Origin of the sequence: Curtobacterium sp. PhB190 (assembly GCF_004365385.1) — a bacterium.
In the GTDB taxonomy this organism is placed as follows: Bacteria; Actinomycetota; Actinomycetes; order Actinomycetales; family Microbacteriaceae; genus Curtobacterium.
This window is the reverse complement of record NZ_SODN01000005.1, coordinates 278,075-303,854: the sequence shown is the minus strand read 5'-3', so window position 1 is coordinate 303,854 and position 25,780 is coordinate 278,075. Positions and strand designations below refer to the sequence as shown.

General features: G+C 70.9%; 30 protein-coding genes. 6 read left to right on the top strand and 24 right to left on the bottom strand.

Features of this window, described 5'->3' with window-relative positions; genetic code table 11:
- Positions 1 to 11 precede the first annotated feature (11 nt).
- Complete coding sequence (locus tag EDF47_RS10605; RefSeq protein WP_133938143.1) at positions 12 to 983, bottom strand: NAD(P)-dependent oxidoreductase; 972 nt, start codon at positions 981 to 983, stop codon at positions 12 to 14.
- Entirely contained in the window at positions 983 to 1,471 is a 489-nt protein-coding gene (locus tag EDF47_RS10600; RefSeq protein WP_123671330.1) for a DUF4126 family protein, read from the bottom strand. The genes EDF47_RS10605 and EDF47_RS10600 overlap by 1 nt, the downstream gene beginning before the upstream one ends.
- Positions 1,472 to 1,578: 107 nt before the next feature.
- On the opposite strand from EDF47_RS10600, the gene EDF47_RS10595 reads away from it, so the two are divergent.
- On the top strand, positions 1,579 to 2,229 hold the full coding sequence (locus EDF47_RS10595) for an SDR family oxidoreductase (RefSeq protein WP_123292977.1): 651 nt from the start codon (positions 1,579 to 1,581) through the stop codon (positions 2,227 to 2,229).
- 46 nt (positions 2,230 to 2,275) lie between these two features.
- Here EDF47_RS10595 and EDF47_RS10590 read toward each other — a convergent pair whose 3' ends face one another.
- From EDF47_RS10590 to EDF47_RS10565, 6 genes are all read right to left on the bottom strand, one after another.
- On the bottom strand, positions 2,276 to 3,289 hold the full coding sequence (locus EDF47_RS10590; RefSeq protein WP_123292976.1) for a matrixin family metalloprotease: 1,014 nt from the start codon (positions 3,287 to 3,289) through the stop codon (positions 2,276 to 2,278).
- Between the two features lie 124 nt (positions 3,290 to 3,413).
- Positions 3,414 to 4,505, bottom strand: a complete 1,092-nt coding sequence (locus EDF47_RS10585; protein WP_131877861.1) for an acyl-CoA desaturase — start codon at positions 4,503 to 4,505, stop codon at positions 3,414 to 3,416.
- A 96-nt stretch (positions 4,506 to 4,601) separates the two neighbouring features.
- Positions 4,602 to 5,318: a GAF and ANTAR domain-containing protein gene (locus EDF47_RS10580; RefSeq protein ID WP_123339354.1), complete on the bottom strand. Its 717-nt coding sequence runs from the start codon at positions 5,316 to 5,318 to the stop codon at positions 4,602 to 4,604.
- 12 nt (positions 5,319 to 5,330) lie between these two features.
- A complete protein-coding gene (locus EDF47_RS10575) occupies positions 5,331 to 6,029 on the bottom strand; it encodes a GAF and ANTAR domain-containing protein (RefSeq protein ID WP_131845127.1) in 699 nt (232 codons plus the stop codon).
- A 118-nt stretch (positions 6,030 to 6,147) separates the two neighbouring features.
- A complete protein-coding gene (locus EDF47_RS10570) occupies positions 6,148 to 6,606 on the bottom strand; it encodes a hypothetical protein (RefSeq protein ID WP_123339352.1) in 459 nt (152 codons plus the stop codon).
- 150 nt (positions 6,607 to 6,756) lie between these two features.
- Entirely contained in the window at positions 6,757 to 7,458 is a 702-nt protein-coding gene (locus EDF47_RS10565) for an SDR family oxidoreductase (protein ID WP_123292971.1), read from the bottom strand.
- Positions 7,459 to 7,554: 96 nt separating this feature from the next.
- Here EDF47_RS10565 and EDF47_RS10560 point away from each other — a divergent pair, with 96 nt between their 5' ends.
- Positions 7,555 to 7,950: a MerR family transcriptional regulator gene (locus EDF47_RS10560; protein WP_133938141.1), complete on the top strand. Its 396-nt coding sequence runs from the start codon at positions 7,555 to 7,557 to the stop codon at positions 7,948 to 7,950.
- A 57-nt stretch (positions 7,951 to 8,007) separates the two neighbouring features.
- Here the strand turns inward: EDF47_RS10560 and EDF47_RS10555 are convergent, their stop codons facing one another.
- The 6 genes from EDF47_RS10555 to EDF47_RS10530 form a co-directional block, all read right to left on the bottom strand.
- The gene (locus tag EDF47_RS10555; RefSeq protein ID WP_133938139.1) at positions 8,008 to 9,285 is read right to left on the bottom strand and encodes a family 1 glycosylhydrolase; all 1,278 of its coding nucleotides are present in this window, start codon (positions 9,283 to 9,285) and stop codon (positions 8,008 to 8,010) included.
- Between the two features lie 53 nt (positions 9,286 to 9,338).
- Complete coding sequence (locus tag EDF47_RS10550) at positions 9,339 to 10,211, bottom strand: carbohydrate ABC transporter permease (protein ID WP_133938137.1); 873 nt, start codon at positions 10,209 to 10,211, stop codon at positions 9,339 to 9,341.
- Positions 10,208 to 11,161 (bottom strand): sugar ABC transporter permease, encoded by a 954-nt coding sequence (locus EDF47_RS10545; RefSeq protein WP_132099213.1) that lies wholly within the window; start codon positions 11,159 to 11,161, stop codon positions 10,208 to 10,210. The genes EDF47_RS10550 and EDF47_RS10545 overlap by 4 nt, the downstream gene beginning before the upstream one ends.
- Before the next feature lie 9 nt (positions 11,162 to 11,170).
- On the bottom strand, positions 11,171 to 12,433 hold the full coding sequence (locus EDF47_RS10540; protein ID WP_133938135.1) for an ABC transporter substrate-binding protein: 1,263 nt from the start codon (positions 12,431 to 12,433) through the stop codon (positions 11,171 to 11,173).
- Positions 12,434 to 12,543: 110 nt separating this feature from the next.
- On the bottom strand, positions 12,544 to 13,563 hold the full coding sequence (locus tag EDF47_RS10535; RefSeq protein ID WP_166673221.1) for a LacI family DNA-binding transcriptional regulator: 1,020 nt from the start codon (positions 13,561 to 13,563) through the stop codon (positions 12,544 to 12,546).
- A 112-nt stretch (positions 13,564 to 13,675) separates the two neighbouring features.
- Positions 13,676 to 14,176, bottom strand: coding sequence for a MarR family transcriptional regulator (locus EDF47_RS10530; RefSeq protein ID WP_132099214.1), 501 nt, complete (start codon positions 14,174 to 14,176; stop codon positions 13,676 to 13,678).
- Positions 14,177 to 14,283: 107 nt separating this feature from the next.
- Between EDF47_RS10530 and EDF47_RS10525 the strand changes: the two genes are divergently transcribed.
- A complete protein-coding gene (locus tag EDF47_RS10525) occupies positions 14,284 to 15,075 on the top strand; it encodes an SDR family NAD(P)-dependent oxidoreductase (protein ID WP_133938131.1) in 792 nt (263 codons plus the stop codon).
- Positions 15,076 to 15,083: 8 nt separating this feature from the next.
- On the opposite strand, the gene EDF47_RS10520 is transcribed toward EDF47_RS10525, so the two are convergent.
- Positions 15,084 to 16,307, bottom strand: coding sequence for an FAD-dependent monooxygenase (locus tag EDF47_RS10520; protein WP_133938129.1), 1,224 nt, complete (start codon positions 16,305 to 16,307; stop codon positions 15,084 to 15,086).
- A gap of 59 nt (positions 16,308 to 16,366) precedes the next feature.
- Between EDF47_RS10520 and EDF47_RS10515 the strand changes: the two genes are divergently transcribed.
- Complete coding sequence (locus EDF47_RS10515; protein WP_243692333.1) at positions 16,367 to 16,906, top strand: MarR family transcriptional regulator; 540 nt, start codon at positions 16,367 to 16,369, stop codon at positions 16,904 to 16,906.
- Here EDF47_RS10515 and EDF47_RS10510 read toward each other — a convergent pair whose 3' ends face one another.
- On the bottom strand, positions 16,907 to 17,164 hold the full coding sequence (locus EDF47_RS10510; protein ID WP_131920855.1) for a hypothetical protein: 258 nt from the start codon (positions 17,162 to 17,164) through the stop codon (positions 16,907 to 16,909). It abuts the gene before it with no gap.
- Positions 17,165 to 17,336: 172 nt separating this feature from the next.
- Between EDF47_RS10510 and EDF47_RS10505 the strand changes: the two genes are divergently transcribed.
- Complete coding sequence (locus EDF47_RS10505) at positions 17,337 to 18,332, top strand: NADP-dependent oxidoreductase (RefSeq protein ID WP_133938127.1); 996 nt, start codon at positions 17,337 to 17,339, stop codon at positions 18,330 to 18,332.
- Between the two features lie 12 nt (positions 18,333 to 18,344).
- On the opposite strand, the gene EDF47_RS10500 is transcribed toward EDF47_RS10505, so the two are convergent.
- The 6 genes from EDF47_RS10500 to EDF47_RS10475 all read right to left on the bottom strand — a co-directional run bounded on the left by EDF47_RS10500 (position 18,345) and on the right by EDF47_RS10475 (position 22,796).
- Positions 18,345 to 18,944 carry a TetR/AcrR family transcriptional regulator gene (locus EDF47_RS10500; RefSeq protein ID WP_243648810.1) on the bottom strand — a complete coding sequence of 200 codons (600 nt, stop codon included), beginning with the start codon at positions 18,942 to 18,944 and terminating at the stop codon, positions 18,345 to 18,347.
- A gap of 165 nt (positions 18,945 to 19,109) precedes the next feature.
- Complete coding sequence (locus EDF47_RS10495) at positions 19,110 to 19,760, bottom strand: dihydrofolate reductase family protein (protein WP_133938125.1); 651 nt, start codon at positions 19,758 to 19,760, stop codon at positions 19,110 to 19,112.
- A 17-nt stretch (positions 19,761 to 19,777) separates the two neighbouring features.
- A complete protein-coding gene (locus EDF47_RS10490; protein ID WP_133938123.1) occupies positions 19,778 to 20,500 on the bottom strand; it encodes an SDR family NAD(P)-dependent oxidoreductase in 723 nt (240 codons plus the stop codon).
- 52 nt (positions 20,501 to 20,552) lie between these two features.
- Positions 20,553 to 21,122, bottom strand: a complete 570-nt coding sequence (locus EDF47_RS10485) for a manganese efflux pump MntP family protein (RefSeq protein WP_133938121.1) — start codon at positions 21,120 to 21,122, stop codon at positions 20,553 to 20,555.
- A 175-nt stretch (positions 21,123 to 21,297) separates the two neighbouring features.
- A complete protein-coding gene (locus tag EDF47_RS10480) occupies positions 21,298 to 21,945 on the bottom strand; it encodes an NAD(P)-binding domain-containing protein (protein WP_133938119.1) in 648 nt (215 codons plus the stop codon).
- A 65-nt stretch (positions 21,946 to 22,010) separates the two neighbouring features.
- Positions 22,011 to 22,796, bottom strand: a complete 786-nt coding sequence (locus tag EDF47_RS10475) for an inositol monophosphatase family protein (protein ID WP_133938117.1) — start codon at positions 22,794 to 22,796, stop codon at positions 22,011 to 22,013.
- 105 nt (positions 22,797 to 22,901) lie between these two features.
- Here EDF47_RS10475 and EDF47_RS10470 point away from each other — a divergent pair, with 105 nt between their 5' ends.
- The gene (locus EDF47_RS10470) at positions 22,902 to 23,813 is read left to right on the top strand and encodes a LysR family transcriptional regulator (RefSeq protein WP_173169042.1); all 912 of its coding nucleotides are present in this window, start codon (positions 22,902 to 22,904) and stop codon (positions 23,811 to 23,813) included.
- A 99-nt stretch (positions 23,814 to 23,912) separates the two neighbouring features.
- On the opposite strand, the gene EDF47_RS10465 is transcribed toward EDF47_RS10470, so the two are convergent.
- Both EDF47_RS10465 and EDF47_RS10460 read right to left on the bottom strand, forming a co-directional pair.
- Positions 23,913 to 24,767 (bottom strand): LamG domain-containing protein, encoded by an 855-nt coding sequence (locus EDF47_RS10465; protein ID WP_131920838.1) that lies wholly within the window; start codon positions 24,765 to 24,767, stop codon positions 23,913 to 23,915.
- On the bottom strand, positions 24,764 to 25,648 hold the full coding sequence (locus EDF47_RS10460; RefSeq protein ID WP_123292956.1) for a S26 family signal peptidase: 885 nt from the start codon (positions 25,646 to 25,648) through the stop codon (positions 24,764 to 24,766). Before EDF47_RS10460 ends, EDF47_RS10465 begins: the two co-directional genes overlap by 4 nt.
- Positions 25,649 to 25,780 lie beyond the last annotated feature (132 nt).

The window sequence follows — 25,780 nt, the reverse complement described above, 5'->3', positions numbered from 1 at the left end:
CGGCCGGTCCCTCAGGCGACGAGGGGGCCGGCGACCTCGATCTGGTCGTGGTCGACCTGCCAGCGGACGGCGTCGAGCACCGTCTGTTCGGCGGTGAAGCCCGGCGTGTAGCCGAGCAGACGGCGGGCCTTCTCGACGCTGAACACCTGACTGCGTGACAGGTGCTCCCAGCTGGCGCCAGCGTGCTCGGGAGTCGTGGTCTCGCGGAACCGGTCCCAGCTGACGGACTCGAGCCGGGCCTCCTGGCCGAACCACGACGCTGCCAGGTGGGCGTACCCACGCGCGGTGAGCGCCGTCGGCGCCGTGATGAAGAAGTCCTCGCCGACCGCCGCCTCGCGGCGTTCGACGGCGAGCTGGAAGGCCTGCGCGACGTCGTCCGCGTGCACGTGGGCCATGGCCTCGGCGCCGAGCCCGGGGAACTCGATCGCCTCACCGGCGGACAGCCTCGTCAGCACCGACGGGTCGAGGTTGCCGAGCGGACCGATCGGCATCCAGCCCGGACCGCTGATGTGCCCCGGGTGCAGCGTCGTCGTCGCCAAACCCTCTGACACGGTTTCTTGCATGAGCATCCGCGCGATCGCGTCCTTCTGCACGCCGTAGTCGCCGAAGGGCGGCGTGAAGTCGTCCTCGGTGATCGGCAGCACACGGGATGCACCCGCGCGCCAGATCGAGCCGCAGTGCACGAGGTGCGTGCCCGTGCCGCGGAGCGCTTCGACGAGGGCGGCGGCGGACGGCTCGGTGAAGCAGACCAGGTCGACAACGGCATCGGCGCCGAGCGCAGCGATCCGCGTTCCGAACGTGCCGCCGCGATCCTCCTGCTCACGGTCCGCGGTGACGCGTTCGACCCGCTGCCACTCGGGGGAGTCGGCGTAGGGGGTGCTGGTGCCGCGACTGATGGCGACGACCTCGTGACCGGCGCGGACGAGGCGGGGGACGAGGAACGTGCCGATGTGGCCGGTGGCTCCGATGACGACGATGCGCATCAGTCGGCGGTGATGACCTTCACGGAGCCGGCGATGGTCGCGGCGTCCTCGGCGAGCGCCACGACCGGGTCGGGCAGGCGGGTGGTGGCACCGACGAGCTTGCGGGCACCCCACCCGACGAACGACCCGACGATCGCACCGACGCCGCCGAGGATCGCGCCCTCGATGCGCAGGTCGCGCTTGCCGGTCGTGCCGAGTGCCGCGCCGACGAGCGCACCGGACCCGATGCGGCCGATCAGGCCGGCGGGGGAGATGCGGTTCGGGGTCATCGGCAGCTTGTCGCCGATGAGTTCGCCGACGGCCGAGGCGACGAGCAGCCCGCGGCCGAGCGGGGTGCTGAAGACCTTCCAGTCCTGCCACGACCCCTTCAGCGAGGACCGGTCGTGGTTCAGCGCCAGCACCGCGAGCGGGGTGGCGCTGCGGCCGCCGCTCAGGATGCCGAGCACCAGGGTGCGGACCAGGGTGTGCTGCTCGTGCTGCGTGCTCATCGTGTCTCCAGTCGTGATCAGGTCCGACCGTACGCACGCGGGCCGCGAGCGCTCCGAGGGTCCTCACGGACTGCGGGTACTGAGCCGGCCCGAGTAGCGTCCGCCGCATGAGCAACGTCATCGTCTTCGGCGGCCACGGCAAGGTCGCACTCCTCACCACCCGCATCCTCAGCGACCGCGGCCACTCGGTCACCTCGGTCATCCGCGACGCGGACCAGTCCGACGAGATCCGTGCCCACGGCGGCGAACCCCGTGTCGCGGACATCCAGCAGCAGTCCCTGACCGACTTCGCGGAGCTCGTCCACGGGCACGACGCCGTCGTGTGGTCGGCCGGTGCCGGCGGCGGGTCCGTCGACCGCACCTGGGCGATCGACCGCGACGCCGCGATCCTGTCGGTGCAGGGCGCGAAGCAGGCTGGCGTCGACCGCTACGTCATGGTGTCGTGGTCCGGGTCGCAGCTCGACCACGGGGTACCGCAGGACAACGACTTCTTCGCCTACGCGCAGTCGAAGGCGATCGCCGACGCCGTGGTGCGCGACTCCGGTCTGCAGTGGACCATCGTGGCGCCGAGCACCCTGACGGACGACGACGCCACCGGTTCGGTCGACTGGGCGGGCTCGTCGAGCGACGTGCCGCGCGGCGACGTCGCACACGTGATCGCCGACGTGCTCGAGACCCCCGGCACGGCGGGCAACACCATCCGGTTCAACTCGGGATCGACCCCGATCGCGGACTTCCTGCGCGCCGACGCGGTCTGAGGACCCCGACGGGGTCTGACGACGGCCCGCGGCCCGCAGCCGCGCTTCAGTAGATCGCTGCGATGCCGGTCATGTCGCCGAGCCCGAGCGTGCGTGAGCCGGTGTCGCAGTACCCGCCGGACGGCTCCATGACCTGACCGGTTCCGGTCTTGACGTGGCCGAGTCCGTACAGGTGTCCCCACTCGTGGGTGGCGACGGCCTGGGTGTCGAACCGTGCGCCCGAGCAGGTGGTCGTCGAGCTCCACTTGTAGCTGGTGGCGTACCGCTGGTCGGACTCCTTCGCGACGCCGTTGCCGTCGTACCAGACGCACGTCACGCCGAGGGTGCCGGAGGGCAGCTTGCCCCATCCGACGACGCTGTAGCCGTTGCTCTTCGAGCAGCCGCCCTTGTCGGTGAGCCCGGGCACCTGGGTCGCCAGGCGCACGTAGGAGTTCCGGGCCGACGAGGTCACGGTGCGGTCGCACGACGCGATCGTGCCGGTCCACGCGTTCGCCGCCTTGCGCAGGGCGTCCTTGGCGTACGACGACTTCTGGCCGGACTCGTTGTAGTACCACTGCACCGTGCTCGACCAGCGGTACTTGTTCCGTACGTTGGCCGTGCTGGTGCACTTGGTGGTGGCCGCGGTCGTGGCGGCCGGCGCTGCGGGTGCGCCGGCGGCACCGCTGGCTGCCGCGCTCCTCGCCTGCTCGCGGCGCACGGCGGGCGCCGAACCGCTCCAGGTCTCGTCGATGCGGACCGCGACACCGCCGGTGCCGGTGTTCGCGATGACGACCTCCGCAAGCTCCGGAGCACCCGGCGCCGCGGAGCTGCTCGCCATCACGCTCTCACCGGGCGCCGGCACGGCGAAGGTGCGGCCGTCGGGCAGCGCGACCGTGCCCGACGAGACCGTGCACCCCGACCGGAGCGTCTGCACCGAGAGCGTCCCCGTGGCGCAGCGGGTTCCGGCGGCCGGCGTCGATGCCCCCGGCGTCGCCGCCTGCGCGGGTGCCGCCGTCGCGGTGAGGCCGACGACGAGTGCGATGACCGCCCCGGTGGTGAGCGTGTTCCTGACAGGACGCATGGTTGCCCTTCCCGCGGTGGGCCCCTGTGCCCGCCGTCCCTGATCGGGTCCATGCTCGCCGATGAGCCCCGTCAGGTCCAGGGCTGCGCCAACAGGACAGGAAGCGCCCAGCCGTCGCGGTCGGTCAGCGCAGCCGCTCGACCATCGGACACGCGAACGGGTCGCGAGCCGCCAGACCGACCTCGTTGAGGTAGCGGACCACGATGACGTAGGAGTGCACCAGCGTCGTCTCGGTGTACGGCACGCCCTGGTCCGCGCAGTACTTCCGGACCATGTCCCGGGCGGCCCGCAGGTTCGGTCGGGCCATGCTCGGGAACAGGTGGTGCTCGACCTGGTGGTTCAGGCCGCCCATGAAGTACTCGACCCAGGCGCCGCCACCGATGTCGCGCGAGGTCAGGACCTGGCGCGAGAAGAAGTCCACGCGGCGGCCGGGTTCGATGACGGGCATGCCCTTGTGGTTCGGCGCGAACGCGATCCCCATGAGGAACCCGAACACGGCGAGCTGGACACCGAGGAACGCGAAGGCCAGGCCGACCGGCAGGAACCAGAACACGACACCCAGGTAGAGCACGAACCGGCCGACGAAGACCGATCCCTCGGCCCACCGTCGCTTCACCGGGCCACGGCTCGTGTACGTGCGGATCGACTGCCAGTGCAGGTTCACGCCCTCGACCAGGAGCATCGGGAAGAACGCGTAGCCCTGCACGCGGACGAGCACACGCAGGAACCCGGTCCGGCTGGCAGCGTCCTCGGGTCGGAACGAGATCGCGTCGAACGAGATGTCGGGGTCCTTGCCGACGGTGTTCGGGTTGGCGTGGTGCCGGGTGTGCTTGTTCATCCACCACGCGTAGCTGATGCCGGTCAGGAACGTGCCGGCGTACCGGGCCGCTCGGTCGTTCCAGTGGTGCGACGCGAAAACCTGTCGGTGGGCAGCCTCGTGCGACAGGAACGCGAACTGCGTGAACAGTGCGCCCAGCACCCCCGCGACGATCAACTGGTACCAGGAGCCGCCGAGCACGGCGAACGCCCCGCCGGTGATGCCGAGCAGCGCGGCGAGCACTGCGATGAGGCCCCAGTACCAGCCCGTGCGGCGACCGAGGAGCCCAGCGGTGCGGACCTGCGCGAGCAGCGCGGTGTACGTGGAGGTGGTGTCGGTCCGAGGCGACCGTCGTTCGGTCTTCCGGTAGCCCGTCGGTACGACCAGTTCGTCGCCCATGCTTTCCTCCTGGATCCAGTGCTGCGCCTGCAACCGGGGTCCGGGGCTACGACTTGCTCGTGATCGTACGCCGGCCCGGACCGGGGACACACGGGATCAGGCGGGGAGGACCAGGCGGCGTTCGACGATGGCCCGGGCGACGTCGGCGAGGCGCTCCTGGTTCGACCGCGCGTACTGCCGCAGCAGTTCGAACGCCGCCTCGGTGTCGACCGAGTGCGTGTACGCCACGAATCCCTTGGCCTGCTCGATCACGACCCGGCTGTCGAGGGCTCGCTGCAACTGCGCCTGCGTCAGCGCCGCGTGTTGCAGGGTCCGCTGCTGCAGGATGCTGATGGTCGCGACGTCGGTCAGGGCCTGAGCAGCCAAGGCATCGTCGCGGTTCAGCGCACCCTCGGTCTCGCGGAACAGGTTGAGCGACCCGAGCGTGGTGTCCCGCAACCGCATCGGGATCGCGTGCACCGACGCGTACCCCGACTCGGCGGACGCGGCGGCGAACGTCGGCCACCGGCGTTGCATCTCCGCCTGGTCACTGACGGACACCGGACGCCCGGTCGCGAAGCACTCCACGCACGGCCCTTCGCCGGCGTCGAGCTGGAGGAGTCCGACGAAGCTGGACCGCTCACTGGTCGACGCCACGACCTCGAGTTCCTGGTGCTGGTTGGCCAGCAGGATGCCGGCCGCCGAGGCGTCGAAGATGTCGACGACGCTGTCGACCAGGTTCTGCAGCAGGTCGACGACGTCGTACTCGTCGACGAGGGTGTCGGTCAGCGTGACGAAGGTGTCGATGAGCCGGCGCTCGCGGGTCGGTGCCATGGTGCGTGCTCCTCAGTTCTCGGAACCGTACGGCCGGGCGAGGTCGATGCGGCGAGCGATGACGTCGGTGGCGACGTCGCGGACGGTGCGTTCGGTGGCGAAGGCGTGCGCCTGCAGCACGAGGAGGGCGTCGGTGACGTCCACCCCGAGCTGTGCTGCGACCATGCCGGTCGCCTGGTGCACCTCTCGTCGGGAGTAGCGGCTGGTGCCCATGTCGGCACGACCGTCGGCGGCCGCAGCGAGCAGGGCACCACGGAGCACCCGACGGGCTGCGACCTCGGTGAGCTCCACGGCGCCGCGGATCTGCCCCACGGTCAGGGTGCGCTCGCTGTCCACGGACAGGTCGACGGCGCCGACGGGGATCGTCCCGATGCGCATCGGGAACGAGAACACCGCCCCGACCCCGGCGCGCAGGAGTTCCTCGAGCGCGAGGGGCCAGTCGGTGTTCGTCGTGCCGGACAGGTCGGACTCCAGGACCGGGCGGCGGGTCGTCAACGCCTGCCAGCACGGGCCCTCGCCGAGGTCGAACTGGATCTCGTCGATCCGCGCGGCGCGCGCGTCGCTCGCGCACACCGTCGCCGACCCGAGTGGGTTGCCGAGGGTGGAGATGCCGACCCCGGTCACGGGCAGCGTCGTCAGGAACGGCGGGCACATGTCGGTGCCGTCGGGTGCGGCCTGCAGTGCGGAGACTGCCGTCGTGAAGTCGTTCATCGCGAGGAAACCATCCGGGTCCGTGAACACGGGGCTGATCCGGTCCCCGCGTGCTGCAACGCTAGCGCAGTGCCCCGCTGGCGTCGCCCGCCGGGCACGTCGACCCGCGCGGACACGGTCAGCCCGCGCTGACGCGCGACGGCTCCGGCACGAAGTGGATCCGCTCCGCCGCTCGCGTGACCTCGCGGGCCCGGGCCGTGCGGTCGTCGAACTCGATGCGCGCTGCGTCACGGACCTGCTCCTTGTCGAACAACGACGCCCGGCTCACGACGTCGACGATCGTCGCCACCACCGTGGCGAGACCGCGTTCGAGCTGTCCGAGGTTCGTGTTGCCGATGACGAGACGACGGTCCTGCACGTCGAGCGTGACGTCGGGGTAGCCGGCCGTCACGAGCTGCGCGTGTCCGTCGGCACCGCGGAGGCCGGCCATCTCGGCTGCGTCGGGTCGGCGGTTGAACACCGCCGGGACGTCGTAGTACTTCGCCGCCGTGGGCTTGCCGAGCTCGGTGGGCAGGCCGGAGGCCACCACACTCGTGAGCGCGAGCGGCGTCGAGGCCGCCTCGGACTGGTCCGTCATGATGACTCCCTTGGCGGATCCCCGCGGGAGCTCGAGAGGATCTCGGACTCGGTACGGCGACACCGTGGCGTCAGTGTGGGACCCGCGGATGTGAGCACTCCCAGCCGCGGCCCGACGCCGGGGCTCCACCACGCCCAGGCGTCACCCTGCTCAGGCGAACTGCGCGTAGAACGCCGACGGGTCCTGCGACAGCGACGCCTTCACCGCGCTGCTCCACTCGTCGACGACGACCTCGGCCGCGCCCCGCTCGACGCCGTCCAGCGCGGCCCGCGCCACGTCGGCCGGGTCGACCTTCGGCCCCTCGTAGCCGTCCATCATGTCCGTGTCCGCCGCCCCGAGGTGCAGCCCTTGCACGCTGATCCCCTTGCCGGCGAGCTCCAACCGGACGGCGTTCGTCAGGTTCCACTCGGCGGCCTTCGCCGCCGCGTACGCGCCGGATCCCGGGTAGACGAACCAGGACAGTGCGGACAGGACGTTCACGATGCCGCCGCCGCCGTTCCGCTCGATCACCGGTGCGAACGCCCGGATCATCGCGAGGTTCCCCCAGTAGTGCGTGTCCATCTCGCGGCGCGCATCGGTCAGGTCGTCGGTGAGCAGCGAGCCCGTCGTCGAGATGCCCGCGTTGTTCACGAGCAGGGTGACGTCGCCGGCGGCTGCGGCCGCCGCCTCGACCGACGCCGGGTCGGTGATGTCGAGCGGCAGCGCCACGACGCCCTCGATGTCCACGAGCTCGGGTCGGCGTGCGGTCGCGTAGACCTTGGTGGCGCCGCGCTCCAGCAGCTGCAGGGCGAAGCGGCGTCCGATGCCCCGGTTCGAGCCGGTGACGAGTGCGACCGATCCAGCGATGTCCATGGTGTCTCCTCCTGCCGCGCGGGTGTCTCCCGCAGCGGCTCGGTTACGCTAAGACCTCACATCCATGTCAGGGGCAAGCCCCGGATCGGAGTCCGCATGCGGATCGGCGACCTCGCCGCGGAGACGGGTGCCAGCGTGCGCTCGCTGCGGTACTACGAGGAGCAGGGACTGCTCGCCGCGTCGCGGACCACCAGCGGGCAGCGCGTCTACGACGCCCCGGCGGTCGAGCGCGTCCAGCTCGTGCAGCAGCTGTTCGCCGCCGGCCTGCCGAGCCGCACCATCGTGCAGCTGTTGCCGTGCGTGGACAGCGGCCACGCGACACCGGAGTCGTTCGCGCTGCTCGTCGCCGAGCGCGACCGGATCACGGCGCAGATGGCGGAGCTCGAGGCCGCGCGTGGCCGGCTCGACGAGGTCATCGCCATCAGCGAGCACCCGACTGCCGAGCACTGCCCGGCCCTGCGTGAGCCGACAGACGGAGCGGTCGCGGCCTGAGACGTGGTGTGGGGCGGACGGGAGGCGCGGGACCGACCCGACCCGCGCCTCCCGTCCTCAGGTGGTCGCCGACAGGGCCGCTGCCACGGCTCGTTCCTGCCGCGCATGCGCGGCGAAGGCGTCGGCGACCGGGGTGCGACGGCGGTCGAGCCCGCCGTCGCCGTCTTCGACGAGGTCGAAGAGGCCCATCGTGAGCAGGTGCTCCTGGCGGGGTGCGTCCGTGTGCCGCCAGGTCCACTCGTACATGTCGAACAGCGGCCACCAGGTGTACCCGACCACCGGGACGCCCTCGGCACGGAGCTCGTGCACGGCGGCCACGGAGGCGTCGAGCCAGCCGATGCGTTCGTCGACGGACCCGGTGACGCACGTCTCGGTCAGCATGACCGGGGCGCCGTACCGCTCGGCGTACGTCGTCAGCACGTCGCGGAGTCCCTCGGCCCCCGTGTCCCGGTACGGACGCGGGTCGGCGAAGCCGCCGCCGTGGTGGACGCCGGCCTCGAAGACCTCGGTGGAGTGCAGGGGGTAGTAGTTGACGCCCATCACGTCCGGCCGGACCGCGTGCTGGCGGAACCAGTCCAGGTCCGCGTCGGTGACCCCGCCGGAGCGGAGCCGTCCGACGAGCGGGTGGTGGTCGTCGACCCCGCCGGTCACGAGGTCCTCGACCAGGAACGTCTGGGCGCGGAGCCGCGCCACGGTGTCGCGGTGCTCGGGGGCATCGACGTCGCCGACGTACCGGATGCCGGCGTCGACGTGCACGAAGGTGGCGGCGTCACCGAGTTCACGGGCGATCGCGTGCTGGGTGGAGACGAACCCCTTCGCCAGCGCCGAGGCGATCCGGGCAGAACCCTCGGCACCGGTCAGGTACGGGGGCCAGTACCCGTACTCACCCGAGAACAGGGCGTGGATGACGGGCTCGTTGACGGGCGTGTAGTCGGTCGCGACGTCGCCGTACCGGGCGGCGAACCGGGCGGCGTACTCCGTGACGTGCGCCGGGTAGTCGGGGTTCGCGAACTGACCGTCGAGCCAGAGCGGTGTGCCGTAGTGCAGCAGGTCGATGACGGGCCGCAGGCCGGTCTCACGGAAGCGCTGCATGACATCGTCGACCCACGACCAGTCCCACAGACCGGGCTCGGGGGCGACCCGGTACCAGGGCACGCCCCAGCGGAGCAGCTCGGCGCCGACGTCGACGGCCAGGCCGAGGTCGGCGGCGTACTGCCGGTAGTGGTCGGTGAGTTCGTACTCGTCGATGGGGCGCTCGCCCGGACGGGCCTGCGGGACGAAGGTGTCCTCGATGCCCAGGGCGAAGTGCAGCCGTCCGTCGTCGGACCAGTGCATGGTGTCTCGTTTCGTGGTGGGCGCGTCCCCGAGGGGACCGCGCGGGGTCGTCGTCACTTGAGCCCGGTGCTGGCGACGCTCTCGATGAAGCGGCGTTGCACGAGCAGGAACATGACGGCGAGGGGCAGCACGGCGATCAGGGCGCCGGCCATCATCACGCCCTGCGGGATGATGCCGCCGGGTCCGGTCAGCAGGGTCAGCCCCGAGGTGATGGTCCCCATGTCCTGGTCCGTGGTGAACACCAGCGGCCAGAGCAGGTCGTTCCAGTTGTTGACGAAGGTGAAGATGCCGAGGGTGAGCAGTGCCGGTACGGCGTTCGGCAGGATGATGCTCCGGAAGATCCGCCACTCGGACGCACCGTCGATGCGCGCCGCGTTGTCGAGGTCGCGGGGGAGCGACACGAAGAACTGCCGGAGGAAGAAGATGCCGAAGGCGTCCGCCGCCCGCGGTGCGATGAGGCCGGCGAAGGTGTTCACCCACCCGAGGTCGGACACGAGCTGGTAGATCGGGATCAGGGTGGCCTGGAACGGGATCATCAGGCTGGCGATGATCACGATGAGCAGGACCTTGCTGCCCCGGAAGTCGAGCCGGGCCAGCGCGTAGGCGGCGAGCGCGTCGAACGCCAGCGCGAAGACGGTCACCCCGCCGGCGAAGGCGAAGCTGTTCAGGATGAGCCGGCCGAACGGCAGCTGTGTGAAGATCGCTCGGAAGTTGTCGAGCGTCCACGTGTGCGGGAACAGCGTCGGCGGGTAGGCGTTCACCTCGCTCGCCGGCTTGAACGCCGTGAACACGATGACGAGCACGGGGAGCAGCACCGCGAGGGTGACGATGAGCACCGCGGCGAAGCCGAGCCAGCGCATCGACGGTGCGCGACGGGCGACGGTCCTGCGCCGGACCGCGGTGGCCGGACGGGGGAGTGCGGTCATGATGCGGTGTCCTCTCCGCGCTTGCCGAAGAACAGGAACTGCACGAGGCTCAGCAGCAGGGTCGCGATCAGCAGCACGTACGCCAGTGCGGATGCGAAGCCGAGGTCGAGGTCCTTGAACCCGGACTGGTAGATCTGCATGACGATCGTCTCGGTGGACCGGTACGGCCCGCCGCCGGTCAGGACGTAGATCTGGTCGAACGCCTGCAGTGCGGCGATGAGCGCGACGATGACGACGAACGCCATGGTGTTGCTGAGCATCGGGAACGTCACGTTCGCGAACCGCTGGCGGCCGTTCGCGCCGTCCAGCTGCGCCGCCTCGTACAGGCTGGTCGGGATCTCCTGCAGCCCCGCCAGGAAGATGACCATGTAGAAGCCGAAGTTCTTCCAGACCGCGACGAGCACCACGGTCGGCATCGCCAGGGCCGGGTCCTGCAGGACGTTGCCGAGCCGGATGCCGCCCACCTGGAGCCAGTGGTTCAGCAGGCCGATCTGCGGGTCGAGCAGGTACGACCACGCGAACGCGGCGACCGCCAGGGACACGATGAACGGCAGGAACAGCGCCGAGCGGAAGAAGCCGCGGAACGGCAACGCCGGGTGGTTGAGCGCCAGGGCCAGCACCAGCGCCACGGCGATCGCGACCGGGGTGAACAGCACCGAGTACAGCGCCGTGTTGCCGATCGAGCGGACCACGTCCGGGTCGGTGAAGACCCGGACGTAGTTCGCGAAGCCGACCCAGCTCGGGTCACCGAAGCCGCTGGCGTCCGTGAAGGACAGCCGCAGTGCCGAGAGCATCGGCCACAGGACGAACGCCCCGAGGATGACGATCGCGGGTGCGAGGAAGCCGACGACGGTCGCACGGCGGCGGAAGGTCCCGTTCAGGGGCGTCCGGCCGCCGAGCTGTCCCGGGGGTCGGTACCGACGGCGTCGGCCGAGTTGCTGCGTGGTCATCGTGGTCCTCTACTTCAGGGCTGACTGCACGTCGGTGTCTGCGGTGCCGAGGAGCGACTCCGGGTCGCCGCCCGCGATCGACTTCTGCGTCGCGGTGTCGAGCGCGGTGAGCACGTCACCGCTGTTCACGACGCCCGGGAGGAGCGGGATCGTCGTGCCGGGCAGACCGGTCAGCGCCGCGACGGTGGGGTTCGCGTCGACGTCGGCGGCGGTCACGTCGGTGCGCAGGGACGGCCAACCCGACCCGAGCGCCCACTTGGTCGCGACGTTCTTCTCGTTGAAGTACCGCAGGAAGTCCTCGGCAGCGGCCTGCTTCGGGTCGTCGGTCTGTGCGGTCACGCCGAGCGAGATGCCGATGGCGGAGGCCACCTGCGCCTTCGGCCCGGCCGGGATCGCGGCGATCCCGTAGTCGATGTCGGACGACTTCGCGACGCCGGCCATCCACGGGCCGCCGATCTCCATGGCGGTCTTGCCGGCGGTGAAGAGCTTGTCGGCCGCGATGCCGTCGACACCGGTCGGCGAGATCTTGTCCTGCCGGATCGCCTTCGCCCAGTACTCGAGCGTCTCGACGTTCGCAGCGGAGTCGATGGTCGACTTGGTCCCGGCGTCGTTCGTGATCGAGCCGCCGTTGCCGGCGAACAGGCTCGGCCAGATGCCGTTGCCGACCGTCTGGTGGTCCGGCAGCACGAGCCCGTACTGCTCCGGGGTGCCGTCGCCGTTCTCGTCCTTCGTCAGCTTCTTCGCGTCGGCGACCCACTCGTCCCACGTCGTCGGGAACGCGTCGATGCCGGCCTCGGCGAAGAGCTTCTTGTTGTAGATCACGGACAGGGGCACGAAGCCACTCGGGACGCCGTACTCCTTGCCGTCGACCTGCTCCATCGCGACGGCCTGCTCCTTGAGCTCGCCGGTGTTGCTGGTGTCGTCGTCGTAGAAGTCGCTCAGGTCGACGAGGGCCTTCTTCTCGGCGTAGACGGGCAGTCGGTCCGAGGTCATCGCGACGATGTCCGGGCCCTTCTTCGCCGTCAGCGCGGGGAGCATCGTGTCGTCGATGACCGCCCACGTCTTCGTCTGGGTCGTGATCGTGACCTTGTCCTGCGACTCGTTGAAGTCCTTGACGATGCCGTCCAGGACCTTGCCGTCAGCCTCGGTGTACCCGTGCCAGAACCTCAGGTCGACGTGGGCGTTCGCGGACGATCCGGGGGAGCCGGCGCACCCGGCCAGGGAGATCGCCGCCGCTGTTGCGAGCGCGACGACCGCGATGTGCTTCTTCATCGAAAACCTGCCATCCGTCCCGCACTTCGGTGTGCGGGACCTCGTCCATGCCGGATTTACACCGGTGTAAATCTGGACAGTAGTCGGTGCTCGACGGGCAGGTCAAGACCTCAGGCGGAGACCGTGCGTTCCACGGCGACGGGCGCCGAAGACGCCCGCACGACCAGCGCATGCGGCGAGCGCAGCACGCCCGGACCGACGGCCGCGTCCTCCTCGAGCTGCTCGACGAGGACCCCGACCGCCGTCGCCGCGACCCGGTCCAGGTCGGCCGACACCGTGGTCAGCGCGGGCGTCGCGTACGCCGACTCCTCGATGTCGTCGAAGCCGACGACCGCGACGTCGTCCGGCACGGTCCGACCGGCGAGCTGCAACGCGCTCATCGCCCCGAGCGCCAGGGCGTCGTTGCAGCAGACGATCCCGTCGACCTCGACGCCGGAGTCGAGCAGCGCCCGCGCCGCCGCTGCCCCCTCGGCCCGGTGCCAGAGCGCCGTGGGGACGACGAGTTCGGGTCGGAACGCCACGCCCTGCTCGGCGAGCGCCTCGCGGTACCCGCGGAGCCGCTCCTGCGCCGTCCGTACCGGCCCCGACGGTTCGGAACCGATGAAGGCGATCGAACGACGGCCCGCGTCGAGCAGGTGCGCCGTCGCGTCGTGCAGCGCGTCCGCGTTCGACATCGTGATGAACGTGACCGGGCTGTCCGGGATCGGCTCGCCGAGCACCACGAGGGGGAACTTCACCTCGAGCGCAGGAGCATCGCTCGACCGCACCGTCAGCGGGCTGTAGATGATGCCGTCGATCGAGTGTTCGCGCATCCGGGTGATCGCGTCCGCCTCGCGCACGCCGCTCGCGGTCTGCTCGATGAGCACCGTGTAGCCCACGGCACCGGCGGCGCGGATGACGGCGTCGGCGAGCTCGGCGAAGTACGCCTGCCGTAGCTCCGGCACCGCCAGGCCGATGACCTTCGACCGGCCGGCGCGGAAGTTCCGGGCCGAAACGTTGAGCTCGTAGCCGAGTTCGTCCACCGCGGCCATCACCCGGTCGTGGGTGCGGGCGGAGACGTGCTCGTAGCCGGAGAGGACGTTCGAGACGGTCTTCTTCGAGACGCCGGCGACGGCTGCGACGTCACTCATCGTGGGGGGCGAGCGGTGTCCCTGGGCCATCCGCGCTCCCCTCTCGCGTCCGGAATGCGTTGGGCAGGAACCTACCGCACCAGCGTGGTGCGGCCCGGACGTGTCGGTCCGGTCACGGCTGGCGGGCCCTGGGCGGCGTCCACGCCGGAGCTGCGTCCACTGCGTCGCCGATGCTCCGCGCGATGACCCCGAGCTGCCGCGTCTGGGTTTCGGTGAGCGTGTCGAACACCAGGCGCTCGACCAGGGCATGGTGCGCGGGCGTCGACTCGAGGACCTTGCCGTGCCCGTCATCCGTCAAGACCGCGAGGGTGAAGCGGCCGTCCGTCGGGTCGACCACACGGCGCACCCACCCCTTCGCCTCGAGCCGAGTCACCGCGCGGGACAGTCGTGAGAGCGTCGAGCTCGCGTACCCGGCGAGCGTGCTCATCCGCAGGGTCCTGTCCGGCGCGGCGTCGAGGGCGGTGAGGACCCCGAGTTCGAAGTGCGTGAGGCCACTGTCTCGTTGGAGTTGGGCGTCCAGGGCGACCGGGAGCCGTTCGAGCATCGTCGCCACGGCTGCCCAGATCTCGAGTCGTTCGCCGCGCAGGCCGTGTGGTTCATCGGGCGGTGCCATCACGGCATCGTACGTCCGGTGACTTGCCTGAGCAAGTAAACGGACGTACGGTGACTTGCTCAGGCAAGTCACCGGGTCGAGTGACGCGAGACGACGAAGGAGGATCCATGGACCTGCAACTCCGAGGCAGAACGGCGTTCATCAGCGGATCGACGCAGGGCATCGGGTACGCGATCGCCTCCGCACTCGCGGCCGAGGGCATGCGCGTGATCGTCAACGGCCGGGAGGACGCCCGGGTCGAAGCAACCGTCGATCGCCTGCGGCGTGACCAGCCGGGAACCACGGTGTCCGGCATCGCGGCCGACTTCGGAGACCCGGGCGACGTCACCCGACTGCTCGGGTCCCTCGACGACGTCGACGTCCTCGTCAACAACGTCGGACTCTTCGGCCTCGCCGCCTTCGAGTCGATCGCCGACGAGGACTGGTCCCGGTACTTCGAGGTCAACGTGATGAGCGGGGTCCGCCTGTCGCGGCACCTGCTCGGCGGGATGCTCGAACGCGGGTGGGGTCGCATCGTGTTCATCGGGAGCGAGTCCGGCGTGAACGTCCCCGCGGACATGGTGCACTACGGCGTGACCAAGGCCGCGGTGATCGCGCTCGCGAACGGACTCGCGAAGCAGACACGTGGGACCTCGGTCACGATCAACACCGTCCTCGGCGGTCCCACGTACTCCGACGGTGTCGCGACGACGGTCGAGGCGATCGCCGAGGCGCAGGCTCTTCCGGTCGAGGCGATGCAGGCCGCGATCATCGGTCAGAACCGGACCAGCCTGCTCGAGCGCTTCATCGACCCTGCCGAGATCGCGGCGCTCGTCACCTACCTCGCGAGCCCGCTGTCCTCCGCGACGAACGGCGCCGCGATCCGGGCTGACGGCGGCGTCCTGACCGGGCTCCTGTAGGTGGCACGTCAGCCGAGGTGTGCGTAGTCCGGCAGGTCGATCGCGTCGGCCGGTGGCGTGAAGAACCGGTCGCCGAGCCGACCGATGAACGGGGTGGAGGCGACCCGAACCGCAGCACCGAACGCGGCGATCCCGAGCCGGCTCTTCGGGTTCGCGACCCGCGGCACCCCCGGCGGCAGCTGCTGCGCCTGGGTGACGTACGGCCGCATGATGCGCTCGTAGCCCCGGAATGCATCGCGGTGGTCGACGTGGGCGGCGAGTTCACCGGCCAACACGTACGCCCCGGTGAGCGACAGGCTCGTACCCATGCCACTGACCGGTGAGGCGCAGTAGGCGGCGTCGCCGACGAGCGCGACCCGACCCTCGGACCACCGCGGCGCACGGACCTGCCCGATCGACTCGGAGTACAGGTCGTCAGCGGCGTCGATGCCCGCGAGCACACGACGTGCTTCCCAGCCGGCATCGGCGAAGACCTCGTGTAGTCGCCGGCGCTGCTCCTCGATCGACCGTCGCTCGGAGCCGGCGCGCTCCCGTGTCCGGTCGGTCACGAACGACAGCGTCGCCCGGATCGTGCCGTGCGGGTCCGGACGGAGGGTGACCGACCGACCACCCGGTGCGTTGTACCAGCGCCACCAGTCGTCGTCGGCATCGGTGCGGGGGATCGTCGCGTAGGAGGTCTCGAGGCCGAGGGACCGGATCTCGGGCTCGTCGCCGAAGACCAGTCGCCGGGTGCTCGACCCGATGCCGTCCGCCGCCACCACCAGGTCGAACCGCTCGTCGGCGGCGTGCTCGAACTGCACGGTCACGCCGTCGCCGGCGCCGTCGTTGTCCGCGATGCCGGTGATGCGGTCGCCGAACCAGTACTCGGTGGTGTCGGTGGTCCGGCCGACCAGCAGCTGCGCGAGGTCACCGCGCAGGATCTCGAGCTCCGCGGTGGCGCCGCCCGAGTCCGTGGTTCCGGCCGGGAACTCCGCGATGACCGAACCGGAGCGGCCGATGAACCGCGTGCCGACCTCACCGGTCGTGGCGGCACGGATGTCGTCCTCGATCCCCATCCGCCGCGAGACCTCGCGCCCGGCGCCCCGCACGTCGACGTTCTGGCCGCCGGTCCGGAGCTCCGGCGCGCGCTCGACGATCGTCGTGTCGTAGCCGTACCGGTGCAGCCAGTAGGCCAGGGCGGGTCCGGCGATGCTCGCACCGGAGATGAGGACGCGCTTGCGGTCGGTCGACATGTTGCCTCGAATCTTGATTACCAATGAGATTGGCAATCTACACGACTACCATCGACCTCGTGCCGCACGACGAACCGACAGCGCCCACCGACGGACGACGAGACCGCGACGCCCGGAGCGACCGCGACGATCGACGCGACCGCGAAGCCGCCCGTCGCGACGGACGACCGCTGCCCGACGACGACATCCGCGCCCGGGTCCAACAGGTCGGGGTCCGCCAGCAGCGCTTCGAGCGACACCTGGCCCGGGCACTCGACGTCGACGCGGCCGGGCTCGAGGCGATGGACCACCTCATCACCCACGGACGGTCCACCCCGACCGAGCTCGCGCGGCGACTGGAGATCTCCACCGCCGCCATGACCCTCGTGCTCAACCGACTCGAGTCCGCCGGCCACGTCACGCGCGAGCGGCACCCCAGCGACGGCCGGAAGCTCGTGGTCACCGCAGCCGAGCGGTCGTCCGATCGTGCGTACGACCTGGTGCTGCCGCTGATCGAGGGGATCGAGGACGTCGTCGCCGACATGGACGACAGCGAGCGCGCCACGGTGCAGGCGTTCCTCGACCGCCTGATCGGGATCTACGACGACGCGATGGACTGATCAGTCGACTCCGTCGGGTGACCACGGTCGCTCACCGAGGCTCCACCGCGCCATCGCCTCGACCTGTGCCTTCGCGCTCTCCAGGCTCGTGTGGTCGCCGAAGACCTCGCCCGACCACCCACGGACCTCGTACCGGTTCGTGAAGACGACTGTTCCGATGTGGGACCGGCCGGAGCGGGCTTCCCACCGGCCGACCTCGAGCGCGGTCCAGCTCGTCGGGTCGTGCTGGTGTGGGAGATCGGTCTGCGAGGAGGACATGGCGTTTCCGGTCGGCATCGGACGAAGAGATCGTGCCGGCAGCCGGGGGCCTGGGTCACCTGCGGTCGACGGTAGTCCCTCCTCGTGCGGGTGGCCCAACGTCGACCGATTGACATCGGTTACTGAGTGCACTCAGAATTGAGTCTTCTCATCGACCCTCAGGAGCACCACCATGCGCGCCTTCGCGTTCGACCAGTACAAGCAGCCCCTCCGCGAGACCGACGTCCCCGAACCGGTCGTCGGCGACCACGACGTCCTCGTGGCCGTCGCCGCCGCCGGCCTGAACCAGCTCGACGAGAAGATCCGCCAGGGCGAGTTCAAGCTGATCCTGCCGTACAAGACCCCGCTCGTCCTCGGCCACGACGTCGCCGGCACCGTGATCGCGGTCGGCGCAGGCGTCCGACGGATCAAGCCCGGCGACGAGGTCTTCGCCCGCCCCCGTGACCACCGCATCGGCACGTTCGCCGAGCGCATCGCCGTCGACGAAGCCGACGTCGCCCGCGCGCCGTCGAACGTGAGCGCAGCCGAGGCTGCCTCGATGCCGCTCGTCGCCCTGACCGCGTGGCAGGCGCTCGTCGAGAAGGGCAGGGTCGGACCGGGCACGAAGGTGCTCGTCCACGCGGGCTCCGGTGGCGTGGGGACGATCGCGATCCAGCTCGCCAAGCACCTCGGTGCCCACGTCGCCACCACGGTGTCGGCCGCCAACGCCGACTTCGTCCGCGAGCTCGGTGCCGACGTGGTGATCGACTACCGCACCCAGGACTTCGAGCAGGAACTGTCCGACTACGACTTCGTCCTCGACAGTCTGGGCGGCGAGAACCTCGAGAAGTCCCTGCGCGTGCTGCGCCCCGGCGGCAAGGTCGTGAGCATCAACGGCACCCCTGACCCCGCCTTCGCGAAGGAGGCCGGGCTGGGCCCGGTGATCCGACTGGTCATCGCCGGCATCAGCCGCGGGGTCCGCGCGCAGGCGAAGCGACTCGGGGTCACGTACGAGTTCCTGTTCATGCGAGCGGACGGCGCGCAGCTCCAGCAGATCGCCGACCTCGTGCAGGCCGGCGCGATCCGCCCGGTGGTCGGCGCCACGTTCGCCTTCGACCAGACCCCCGAAGCGCTCGCGTCGATCGGGACGAGCCGCGTGCGCGGCAAGACCGTCGTCACCGTCGCCTGACGGGAGTCCGGCTCAGCGCGGCAGGACCGCCCCGAGCTGCGCCCGGATCGACTCGACGACGCTCGCCACGCTGGTCTCGGGGTCGACGTGCGACACCATGGTGACGAACACCACCGCCGAGACCACGTGCGCGAGCGTCGCGGCCCGTGCGTCGTCGAGACCACCGCGGTCGATCAGGATCTCCGCGACCGCCTGCTCGGTCATCCCCGAGATCGCGAGCGCTCGCGCATGGTGCGGCTCGCCAGGGTCCCCGAAGGCCATCTCCCGCAGGTAGGTCCGCCCGTTGGACACCTGCACCCGGTTGCAGGCGACGATCGGCGTCACGAGCGCGAGCACCGCATCGAGCGCGTCGTCGGTCGCCTCAGCAGCTCGACGGCCCTGTTCGAGCGCTTCGTCGTACTTCGCGTTCTGCACCAGCAGCAGCAACTCGCCCTTGGTCTTCGCGTACAGGAAGAGCGTGCCGGCTCCGATGTCCGCGCGCTCCGCGATCTGCTGCGTCGTCACGTCGTCGACGCCGTGCTCGGCGAACAACTCGCCGGCAGCAGCCGTGATCCGGTCGAGCTTGTCCTGCCGGTTCCGCTCACGCCGACCTGGGACCTGTGTCACGTGCACACTCCGGATCTGATCGGCGATGGGGTCGACCCATCCTGCCATCCGCAGGAGAACCCCGGGACCGCCGTCGGTCGTCGACGTGGCGCGCAGTGCGGACGGGAGGCCCGTGGCGGGCCCGCACCGTTCCTCCCGTCCGCCGCCCCCTGCGTTCAGTGCCCCCGGCGGTCAGCGCGCCGCCCGCGTGAACGTGCGGTGCACGACGCCCGACGGCGACGCGACCGTCTCGACGTCGAAGCGCTCCTCGATCCCCTCGAGTCCGTCCCAGAGCCGCTCGCCGCGGCCGAGCACGATCGGCACCTCGACCAGGTGCAGGTGGTCGACGAGGTCGGCCTGCAGGAACTCGCGGACGGTCTCGACCCCGCCGCCGATCCGGACGTCCCGGCCCGGTGCGGCCTGGCGGGCGAGCTCGAGCGCTTCCGCCGGGGTCGCGTCGACGAAGTGGAAGGTCGTCCCGCCCGCCATCTCGAGGGGCTCGCGCGGGTGGTGGGTGAGCACGAACACGGGCGTGTGGAACGGCGGTTCGTCGCCCCACCACCCGGTCCAGCCGTCGTCGGGCCACGGTCCGCGCTGGGGTCCGAACTTGTTCCGCCCCATGATCTCGACACCGATCTCCGGTCCCCAGGCGCGAGCGAACTCGTCGTCGACATCGGTGGTCCCGCCGGACGCTCCTTGCATCGCGCGGAAGGTGGCCGTGGCGGCGAACCACCCCATGAGTCGGCCGTCGGCGTGCCCGAACGGCCGGTCGATCGACTGGTCGGCTCCGGCACCGTACCCGTCGAGCGAGATTGCGAAGTTGTGGACCCTGACCGTCGACATGGTGCTCCTGTCCTGCTTCAGAGGGTGATGCCCGTCGCCGTCGCCAGGGCGCCGACGAGTTGGCGGCGGAACTGCGGGTCAGCGACCGCCTGGTGCGGCTCCTGCCGCTGTCCGTGGAACCAGTAACCGCCGCTGAGGGTTGCGTCGGGGTCGGTCACGAGGGCCTCTTGGGTGCGGTGCCCGAGCTCGAGGTCGTCCGACGCCCCCGCGCCGCCCATCTTGGTCGGGACCCAACCCGGGTCGACGGCGTTGCTCAGGACGCCGGGCCGGCGCTCGGCGACCTCGGCGGCGAGCGCGGTCACGAAGAGCTTGGTGTCCGAGTAGGTGTTGGTCTCCGCGGTGCCGTCCCAGTCGACGCCGTCCAGTCGGGGCCGGCCGCCGCGGTGCATCCCGCTGCTCAGGTACACGTGCCGGGTCGGCGCGTGGAGCAGCGCGGTGAACAGGTACGGCGCGACGACGTTGACCGGGATCAGCGCACGGCCGGAGATCACGCCGGCGTTGTGCACGACCGCGTCGATCGGGTCGCCGGCGTCGAGGTCGCGCGCAGCGGCGATCACGGCGTCGCGGTCGGACAGGTCGGCGACGACGAGCGTGGCACCACGGTCGAGCAGGTCGGCGACTGCCTCCGCCCGTGCCGTGCTCCGGGCGTGCACGACGACGTCGTGCCCGTCGCGGAGCAGGGTGTCGGCGGTCGCCCACCCGAGGCCGTCGGTCGATCCGGTGACGAGGATGCGGGACATGCGTTCATCATGCGCCGGGTGGCGCGGGCGCGTGCGGCGCGACACCGCGGCCTCAGCCGATGACGCCCGTGTGCTCGAGCACGATGTTCACGCCGATCAGGATGAGCACCACACCGCCGGCGATCTCGGCCGGCTTGCCGAACCGGGCTCCGACACGGCGCCCGACGACCACGCCGGCGAAGGACAGCACCGCCGTCGTCACACCGATGAGCAGCACCGCGCCGCCGATCGACACCGGCAGGAACGCCAACGTGACACCGACGGCCAGGGCGTCGATGCTCGTCGCGATCGCCAGGACCAGGAGTTCGCGGACCGGCAGACGGTCGGTGTCCTGCTCGGTGTCCTCGTGCTTCGAGAACGCCTCCCACAGCATCTTGCCGCCGATCAGCGCGAGCAGCCCGAACGCGATCCAGTGGTCGAAGGCGGCGATGTACTGCGCGAACGCCGAACCGAGCAGCCATCCGAGCAGGGGCATGAGCGCCTGGAACGCACCGAACGTCAGCGCGATGACGAGCGCGTGCCGCACGTCGAAGCGCTTCATGTGCAGGCCCTTGCCGAGGGCGACGGCGAAGGCGTCTGCGGAGACGCCGAGCGCGATGAGGAAGAGGGCCCAGAACGACATGGGGGCGGCGCCTTTCGAGACGGTCGGACGGAGACGCCGACGTCTCAGGACCTGACGATCCTGGCATGGTTCCGAGGACGAAAAGGCCTGATCAGCGGTATTCGTCGTGCCGAATCCGGGGGTTGGTGCGCCCGCCCCGGACCCCCGTGGTCGCCGCCGGTCGCGCCTCCGGTCCTCAGCGAGCGACGGACAGAGCGAAGGGCGCGAAACCGATTGCGCCGAGCAGGCTCGGCACCATCAGCGCCATCGACTCCGGGCCGGACGCGGTGGCGATCGGGCCGAGGTCCACGACCCACCCGTCCTGCCAACCCAGGCTGCGAAGCAGGTCGCCCACCGTGGCCTTCGCCGCGGCGTCGTCCCCGGAAACGAAGGCGGTCGGCGGGGTGGCGAGTGCCGCCGGCGCGGTCATGACCGAGAACAGCATCGTGTTGAGGCTCTTCACCACCCGGGTCTCCGGCAGGGCGGCCTGCAGCCGCTCGCCGAGGCTGCCGTCGAGGTAGGCGAGTCCACCCGGCAACCCGTCGGCGGTCCGCGTGGTCGCGTTCGAGACATCGAGCAGGGTCCGTCCGGCGAGTCCGGGCCGCAGTGCGGTCATCCGCTCCAGGGTTGTGTCGCCCGGTGTGGCGTTGACCACGACCGCGGCGGTCCGGATGGCGGTCGCGACGTCGGCGACCTCGACCCCGGTGTCGGCCCAGTGCGGCCGGACGGACTCGGGGTCGCGGACGCCGATGGTGACGGGGTGGCCGGCGGCGACGAGGCCGCGCGCGAGCGTGCTCCCGACACGTCCGGATCCGAGGACGGAGATGGTCGTGGTCGTGGTCATGGGGGTGTCCTTCGTGGTCAGGTGCGACGGGTGGGTCAAGGGGTTGGGGTCAGCGGCTCAGCGGCTCAACGGGTGAGCACTGCTGCGATCTGGCGGGCGAGGTCCGGGGCCGCCGCGATGCAGTCCTCGCTCGCCAGCGTCCAGGGGGCACCGCTCGTGTCGGTGACGGCACCGCCCGCCTCGTGCACCAGGAGCGCTCCTGCAGCCAGGCCGGACCGCACCTGCCCGAACTGCCAGAAGCCGTCGACGTGCCCGGTGGCGACCTGCACGAGCTGCACCGTCGCGGGGACCGAGGCCGACACGAGCAGGGCTGCGTCGAGCATCCGGTCGATCGAGTCGCTCATCCGGCCACGGATCTCGGATGCCTCGCCCGGCTTCGCCTGACCGGTACCGACCAGGGCGGCTCCGAGCTCCGTCTTCCGTGAGGTACTGATCGGGGTGCCGTTCAACCGCGCACCGGCCCCGCGGACGGCCGTGAACACCTGGTCGAGTGCGGGCAGGACCACGGCGGTCAGGACGGGGACGTCGTCGCGCACGAGCGTCGCGGTCACGCCCCAGTTCGCGGATCCGTGGACCAGGTTGACGTTGCCCTCGGCGGCGTCGGTCACCCACCATTCGCCCGGGCCGAGCGTGCCGGCGCCCTCTTCGTCGTCGTCCCACTGCGCATCGGGCCGGAGGCGCTCGAGCGCCGGTCGGAGCACCGCCGTCGAGGCCGCGTCGTTCGCGTCGATCGCGGCGAGTAGCGAGCGCCCGTCGTCGACCCGGTTCGCGGTCGAGAAGCGCTCGAGGAGCACCTGCGCGGCCGCGGTCACCGCCTCCGTCGCGCCGGCGAGCAGCTGGTGGTCGTCCATGGTCGTCTCCTGTCCCGGCCGACGCGGTCCGTCGATCCGGGAGCAACGCTACGAACGTCGATCATTGCGCGCCAGTACATTCCGCGCACCGGTAGATTGCGTCTTGTGCAACTGGATCTGAACCTGCTCACCGCGCTCGACGCCCTGCTCGAAGAGGAGAGTGTGACGGGCGCCGCCGACCGACTGCACCTGTCGGCACCGGCCATGAGCCGCGCGCTCGGCCGCATCCGGATCGCCGTCGGAGACGAGGTCCTGGTGCGCAGCGGCCGGGTCATGCGGCCCACGCCACGCGCCCTCGCGATGCGCGAGGAGGTCCGGTCGCTCGTGCTGCGCAGCCGGCAGGTCCTGACACCCGAGACGACCTTCGACGCCGGCGCCCTGCACCGGACCTTCACGATCCGTGCGCACGACGCCCTGGTCTCCGTGCTCGCCCCGTGGCTCGTCGAGCACACGCACCGGGCCGCCCCCGGCGTCGGCCTGCGGTTCCTCGGCGAACCGGACGACGACACCACGGACCTGCGGCGGGGCGTCGTGGACCTGGAGATCGGTTCCGCCGAGCCCGCGACCGCCGAGATCGACCACCGGCACATCGCGACCGACCCCCTGGTCGGGCTGGCACGCCGCGGGCACCCGCTCCTGGCCTCGGGCACCGCCGACGTCGACCTGGCTGCGTGGGCAGGTGTGCCGCACGTCGTCGTCTCCCGCCGCGGCCGGTTCGGCGATCGGATCGACGAGCTGCTCGCCGCGACCGGGCGGTCACGGTCGGTGGTCGCGTCGGTCGCGTCCACGAGCGCCGCCGTCGAGATCGTGCGCGAGACGGACGCGGTCGTCGTCATCCCGGCGTCGGTGGCGTCACGTGCCGTCCGCGCGGACGACACCGTGGTCTTCACGCCGCCCGTCGAGCTGCCGGCGGTGTCGGTCGTCCTGACCTGGCACCAGCGCTCCACGTCCGACCAGGGGCACCGGTGGCTGCGCAGCCTCGTCGAGCAGGCGCTCGTCGGCACGCTGGAACCCTGACCGGCTTCGGCGACCCGGCTCACGTCTTCGACGTCAGCCGGATCGGACGGGAGGCCCGTGGCGGGCCCGCCACGGGCCTCCCGTCCGGTCTGCGGCGCGTCAGCGACCGGCTGCTGCGTGGGCGGCGACCTGGGCGGCGGACAGTTCCGTCCCGTAGACGGCCGCGTACCGCATGGACCCGGTGAAGTAGGCGTTGGCGGGCGAACCCGGCCATCCGCCGATGGTGTCGTAGCCGATCCGGAACCAGCCGGTGTAGTTCTCCGGCGTCTTGTACGCCGCGTTCGACGCGACCAGCGTGCCGTCGACGTACAGGCGCATGCCGTTGGCCGGTGACATCGTCGTCACGGCGTGGTGCCATGCGCCGTCGGTGTAGGCCTTCGGCGACGAGACGACCTGGGTCGTGCCGCTGTACGTCCCGAACGCGAGCTGCCCGCTCGTGTTGAGGTAGAGCTTGCGGTCGTGCTGCCCGGACCCGCCGGTCTGGCTGCTGCCGAAGCCGATGAGCTGTCCACCGGCGACCGTCGTCTTGAACCAGACCTCCTCGCTGAAGGTGGTCGGGTTGGCGTACGAGCGCGAGGTGGAGACGTAGCTCGTGGAGCCGTTCAGCACGTAGGCACTGCCGGTGTCGCGCGGGCAGGCGTTCGGGTCGGGCGTGACCGCCGTCATCGATCCCTGGTAGGTGCCGTTCACGCCGCGGCCCGACCAGTCCGTGGCGGTCTTCGCGTTCGTCGACTCGGTGAGCCGGTACGCGAACAGGGCGTTCGCGGTGTCGGCTCCGACGGCGCCCGTGCAGGTGAAGTACGGGGCGGTCGCGGCGGTGTTCGTGTCGTTCCGGACGGTGGCGCTGTAGGCGGAGCGCGTCGGCGCGAACTGGTTCAGCAGGACGACGACAGCCAGGGCGACCACGAGCAGGAGGGCGACGACGCGGCCGTCACGCAGGCGACGGAGGATCACGAGGGACGCACCGCCTCGACGCGGCCGACGGCCAGGCAGGCCACGAGCGGCACCAGGCACATGGCGATGAGCGCCACCCACCCGAGCGGGTCGAGGTCGATGTTCGAGGTCAGCTGGTAGTGCCCGTTCTTCGTGAGTTCGTGGATGACCACGCGGCCGACCTCACCGTCGACCAGGTGCACGGTGTTGCCGCCGTGGGCGTCGACGCGCACCGGGAAGATGCCGGACGAGATGACGGTGGCCTCGACGCCCGTGGGGCTCGAGGTGTTCGTGATGGTCGTCACGTTGACGAACGGCTTGAGCACGAACGCGGCGTACGAGACCGTCAGGGCGGAGCCGGCGATCCGGAGGCAGGTGCGGGTCACCCGGTCCGTGAAGGCACTGGTCAGGGTCAGGATCAGGAGCGTGCCGATGAGCAGGATCGGGGCGGCGCGGAACAGCCAGCCGAGGTGCGGGACCAGGAGCGCCGGGGTGCCGATCACGTCGGCCTGCGACAGCGTCCACGGGTCGACCGCGCCGTTCACGTCGCCGCGGGTGTGCAGGCCGCCGTCGGCGTCGATCGCGATGATGCGGTGCGTGTAGACGACGTCGGGGTTGGCGGAGGTCTCGAACGAGACGACGTCGCCGACGCGCAGGGTCGTGACGTCGACCGGCAGGTCGAGCACGAGGGTCCCCACCGGGGCTGCTTCACCCATCGAGGGCGTCTCGACGACGAACCAGCGGCCACCGGCGGACAGGAACAGCACCGCGGCGGTGAGCAGCAGTGCGGCGACCAGGGCGAGCAACCAGGCGAGGACGGTCTCGGACCGGGTGACCGCGCGACCGCGGAGGACCGGACGGTCGAGCGTGCCGCTGAGCGGGATCGCTGCGGTCTGGCTCATGTCGTGCTCCTGCGGCTCGGTGGGGTGCGGCTACTGCGCGTGGTGGAACGGGGGTGGCGACGCTCGGCCGGAGGGGGGTCGGTCGAGCGTCGCCGGTCTGGGGTCACGGGACGTCCCGGGACGGCTGGGGGA

What these genes read in the sequence shown, in the direction of transcription:
- EDF47_RS10555 (WP_133938139.1), bottom strand. Translation starts at nt 9,285, where the DNA reads ATGCACTGGTCCGACGACGGACGGCTGCACTTCGCCCTGGGCATCGAG.
- EDF47_RS10600 (WP_123671330.1), bottom strand. Translation starts at nt 1,471, where the DNA reads ATGAGCACGCAGCACGAGCAGCACACCCTGGTCCGCACCCTGGTGCTC.
- EDF47_RS10495 (WP_133938125.1), bottom strand. Translation starts at nt 19,760, where the DNA reads ATGTCGACGGTCAGGGTCCACAACTTCGCAATCTCGCTCGACGGGTAC.
- EDF47_RS10510 (WP_131920855.1), bottom strand. Translation starts at nt 17,164, where the DNA reads ATGTCCTCCTCGCAGACCGATCTCCCACACCAGCACGACCCGACGAGC.
- EDF47_RS10545 (WP_132099213.1), bottom strand. Translation starts at nt 11,161, where the DNA reads ATGACCACGCAGCAACTCGGCCGACGCCGTCGGTACCGACCCCCGGGA.
- EDF47_RS10525 (WP_133938131.1), top strand. Translation starts at nt 14,284, where the DNA reads ATGGACCTGCAACTCCGAGGCAGAACGGCGTTCATCAGCGGATCGACG.
- EDF47_RS10590 (WP_123292976.1), bottom strand. Translation starts at nt 3,289, where the DNA reads ATGCGTCCTGTCAGGAACACGCTCACCACCGGGGCGGTCATCGCACTC.
- EDF47_RS10475 (WP_133938117.1), bottom strand. Translation starts at nt 22,796, where the DNA reads ATGGACGACCACCAGCTGCTCGCCGGCGCGACGGAGGCGGTGACCGCG.
- EDF47_RS10575 (WP_131845127.1), bottom strand. Translation starts at nt 6,029, where the DNA reads ATGAACGACTTCACGACGGCAGTCTCCGCACTGCAGGCCGCACCCGAC.
- EDF47_RS10550 (WP_133938137.1), bottom strand. Translation starts at nt 10,211, where the DNA reads ATGACCGCACTCCCCCGTCCGGCCACCGCGGTCCGGCGCAGGACCGTC.
- EDF47_RS10570 (WP_123339352.1), bottom strand. Translation starts at nt 6,606, where the DNA reads ATGACGGACCAGTCCGAGGCGGCCTCGACGCCGCTCGCGCTCACGAGT.
- EDF47_RS10565 (WP_123292971.1), bottom strand. Translation starts at nt 7,458, where the DNA reads ATGGACATCGCTGGATCGGTCGCACTCGTCACCGGCTCGAACCGGGGC.
- EDF47_RS10580 (WP_123339354.1), bottom strand. Translation starts at nt 5,318, where the DNA reads ATGGCACCGACCCGCGAGCGCCGGCTCATCGACACCTTCGTCACGCTG.
- EDF47_RS10595 (WP_123292977.1), top strand. Translation starts at nt 1,579, where the DNA reads ATGAGCAACGTCATCGTCTTCGGCGGCCACGGCAAGGTCGCACTCCTC.
- EDF47_RS10540 (WP_133938135.1), bottom strand. Translation starts at nt 12,433, where the DNA reads ATGAAGAAGCACATCGCGGTCGTCGCGCTCGCAACAGCGGCGGCGATC.
- EDF47_RS10535 (WP_166673221.1), bottom strand. Translation starts at nt 13,563, where the DNA reads ATGAGTGACGTCGCAGCCGTCGCCGGCGTCTCGAAGAAGACCGTCTCG.
- EDF47_RS10530 (WP_132099214.1), bottom strand. Translation starts at nt 14,176, where the DNA reads ATGGCACCGCCCGATGAACCACACGGCCTGCGCGGCGAACGACTCGAG.
- EDF47_RS10520 (WP_133938129.1), bottom strand. Translation starts at nt 16,307, where the DNA reads ATGTCGACCGACCGCAAGCGCGTCCTCATCTCCGGTGCGAGCATCGCC.
- EDF47_RS10490 (WP_133938123.1), bottom strand. Translation starts at nt 20,500, where the DNA reads ATGTCCCGCATCCTCGTCACCGGATCGACCGACGGCCTCGGGTGGGCG.
- EDF47_RS10605 (WP_133938143.1), bottom strand. Translation starts at nt 983, where the DNA reads ATGCGCATCGTCGTCATCGGAGCCACCGGCCACATCGGCACGTTCCTC.
- EDF47_RS10485 (WP_133938121.1), bottom strand. Translation starts at nt 21,122, where the DNA reads ATGTCGTTCTGGGCCCTCTTCCTCATCGCGCTCGGCGTCTCCGCAGAC.
- EDF47_RS10460 (WP_123292956.1), bottom strand. Translation starts at nt 25,648, where the DNA reads ATGAGCCAGACCGCAGCGATCCCGCTCAGCGGCACGCTCGACCGTCCG.
- EDF47_RS10585 (WP_131877861.1), bottom strand. Translation starts at nt 4,505, where the DNA reads ATGGGCGACGAACTGGTCGTACCGACGGGCTACCGGAAGACCGAACGA.
- EDF47_RS10560 (WP_133938141.1), top strand. Translation starts at nt 7,555, where the DNA reads ATGCGGATCGGCGACCTCGCCGCGGAGACGGGTGCCAGCGTGCGCTCG.
- EDF47_RS10505 (WP_133938127.1), top strand. Translation starts at nt 17,337, where the DNA reads ATGCGCGCCTTCGCGTTCGACCAGTACAAGCAGCCCCTCCGCGAGACC.
- EDF47_RS10480 (WP_133938119.1), bottom strand. Translation starts at nt 21,945, where the DNA reads ATGACCACGACCACGACCATCTCCGTCCTCGGATCCGGACGTGTCGGG.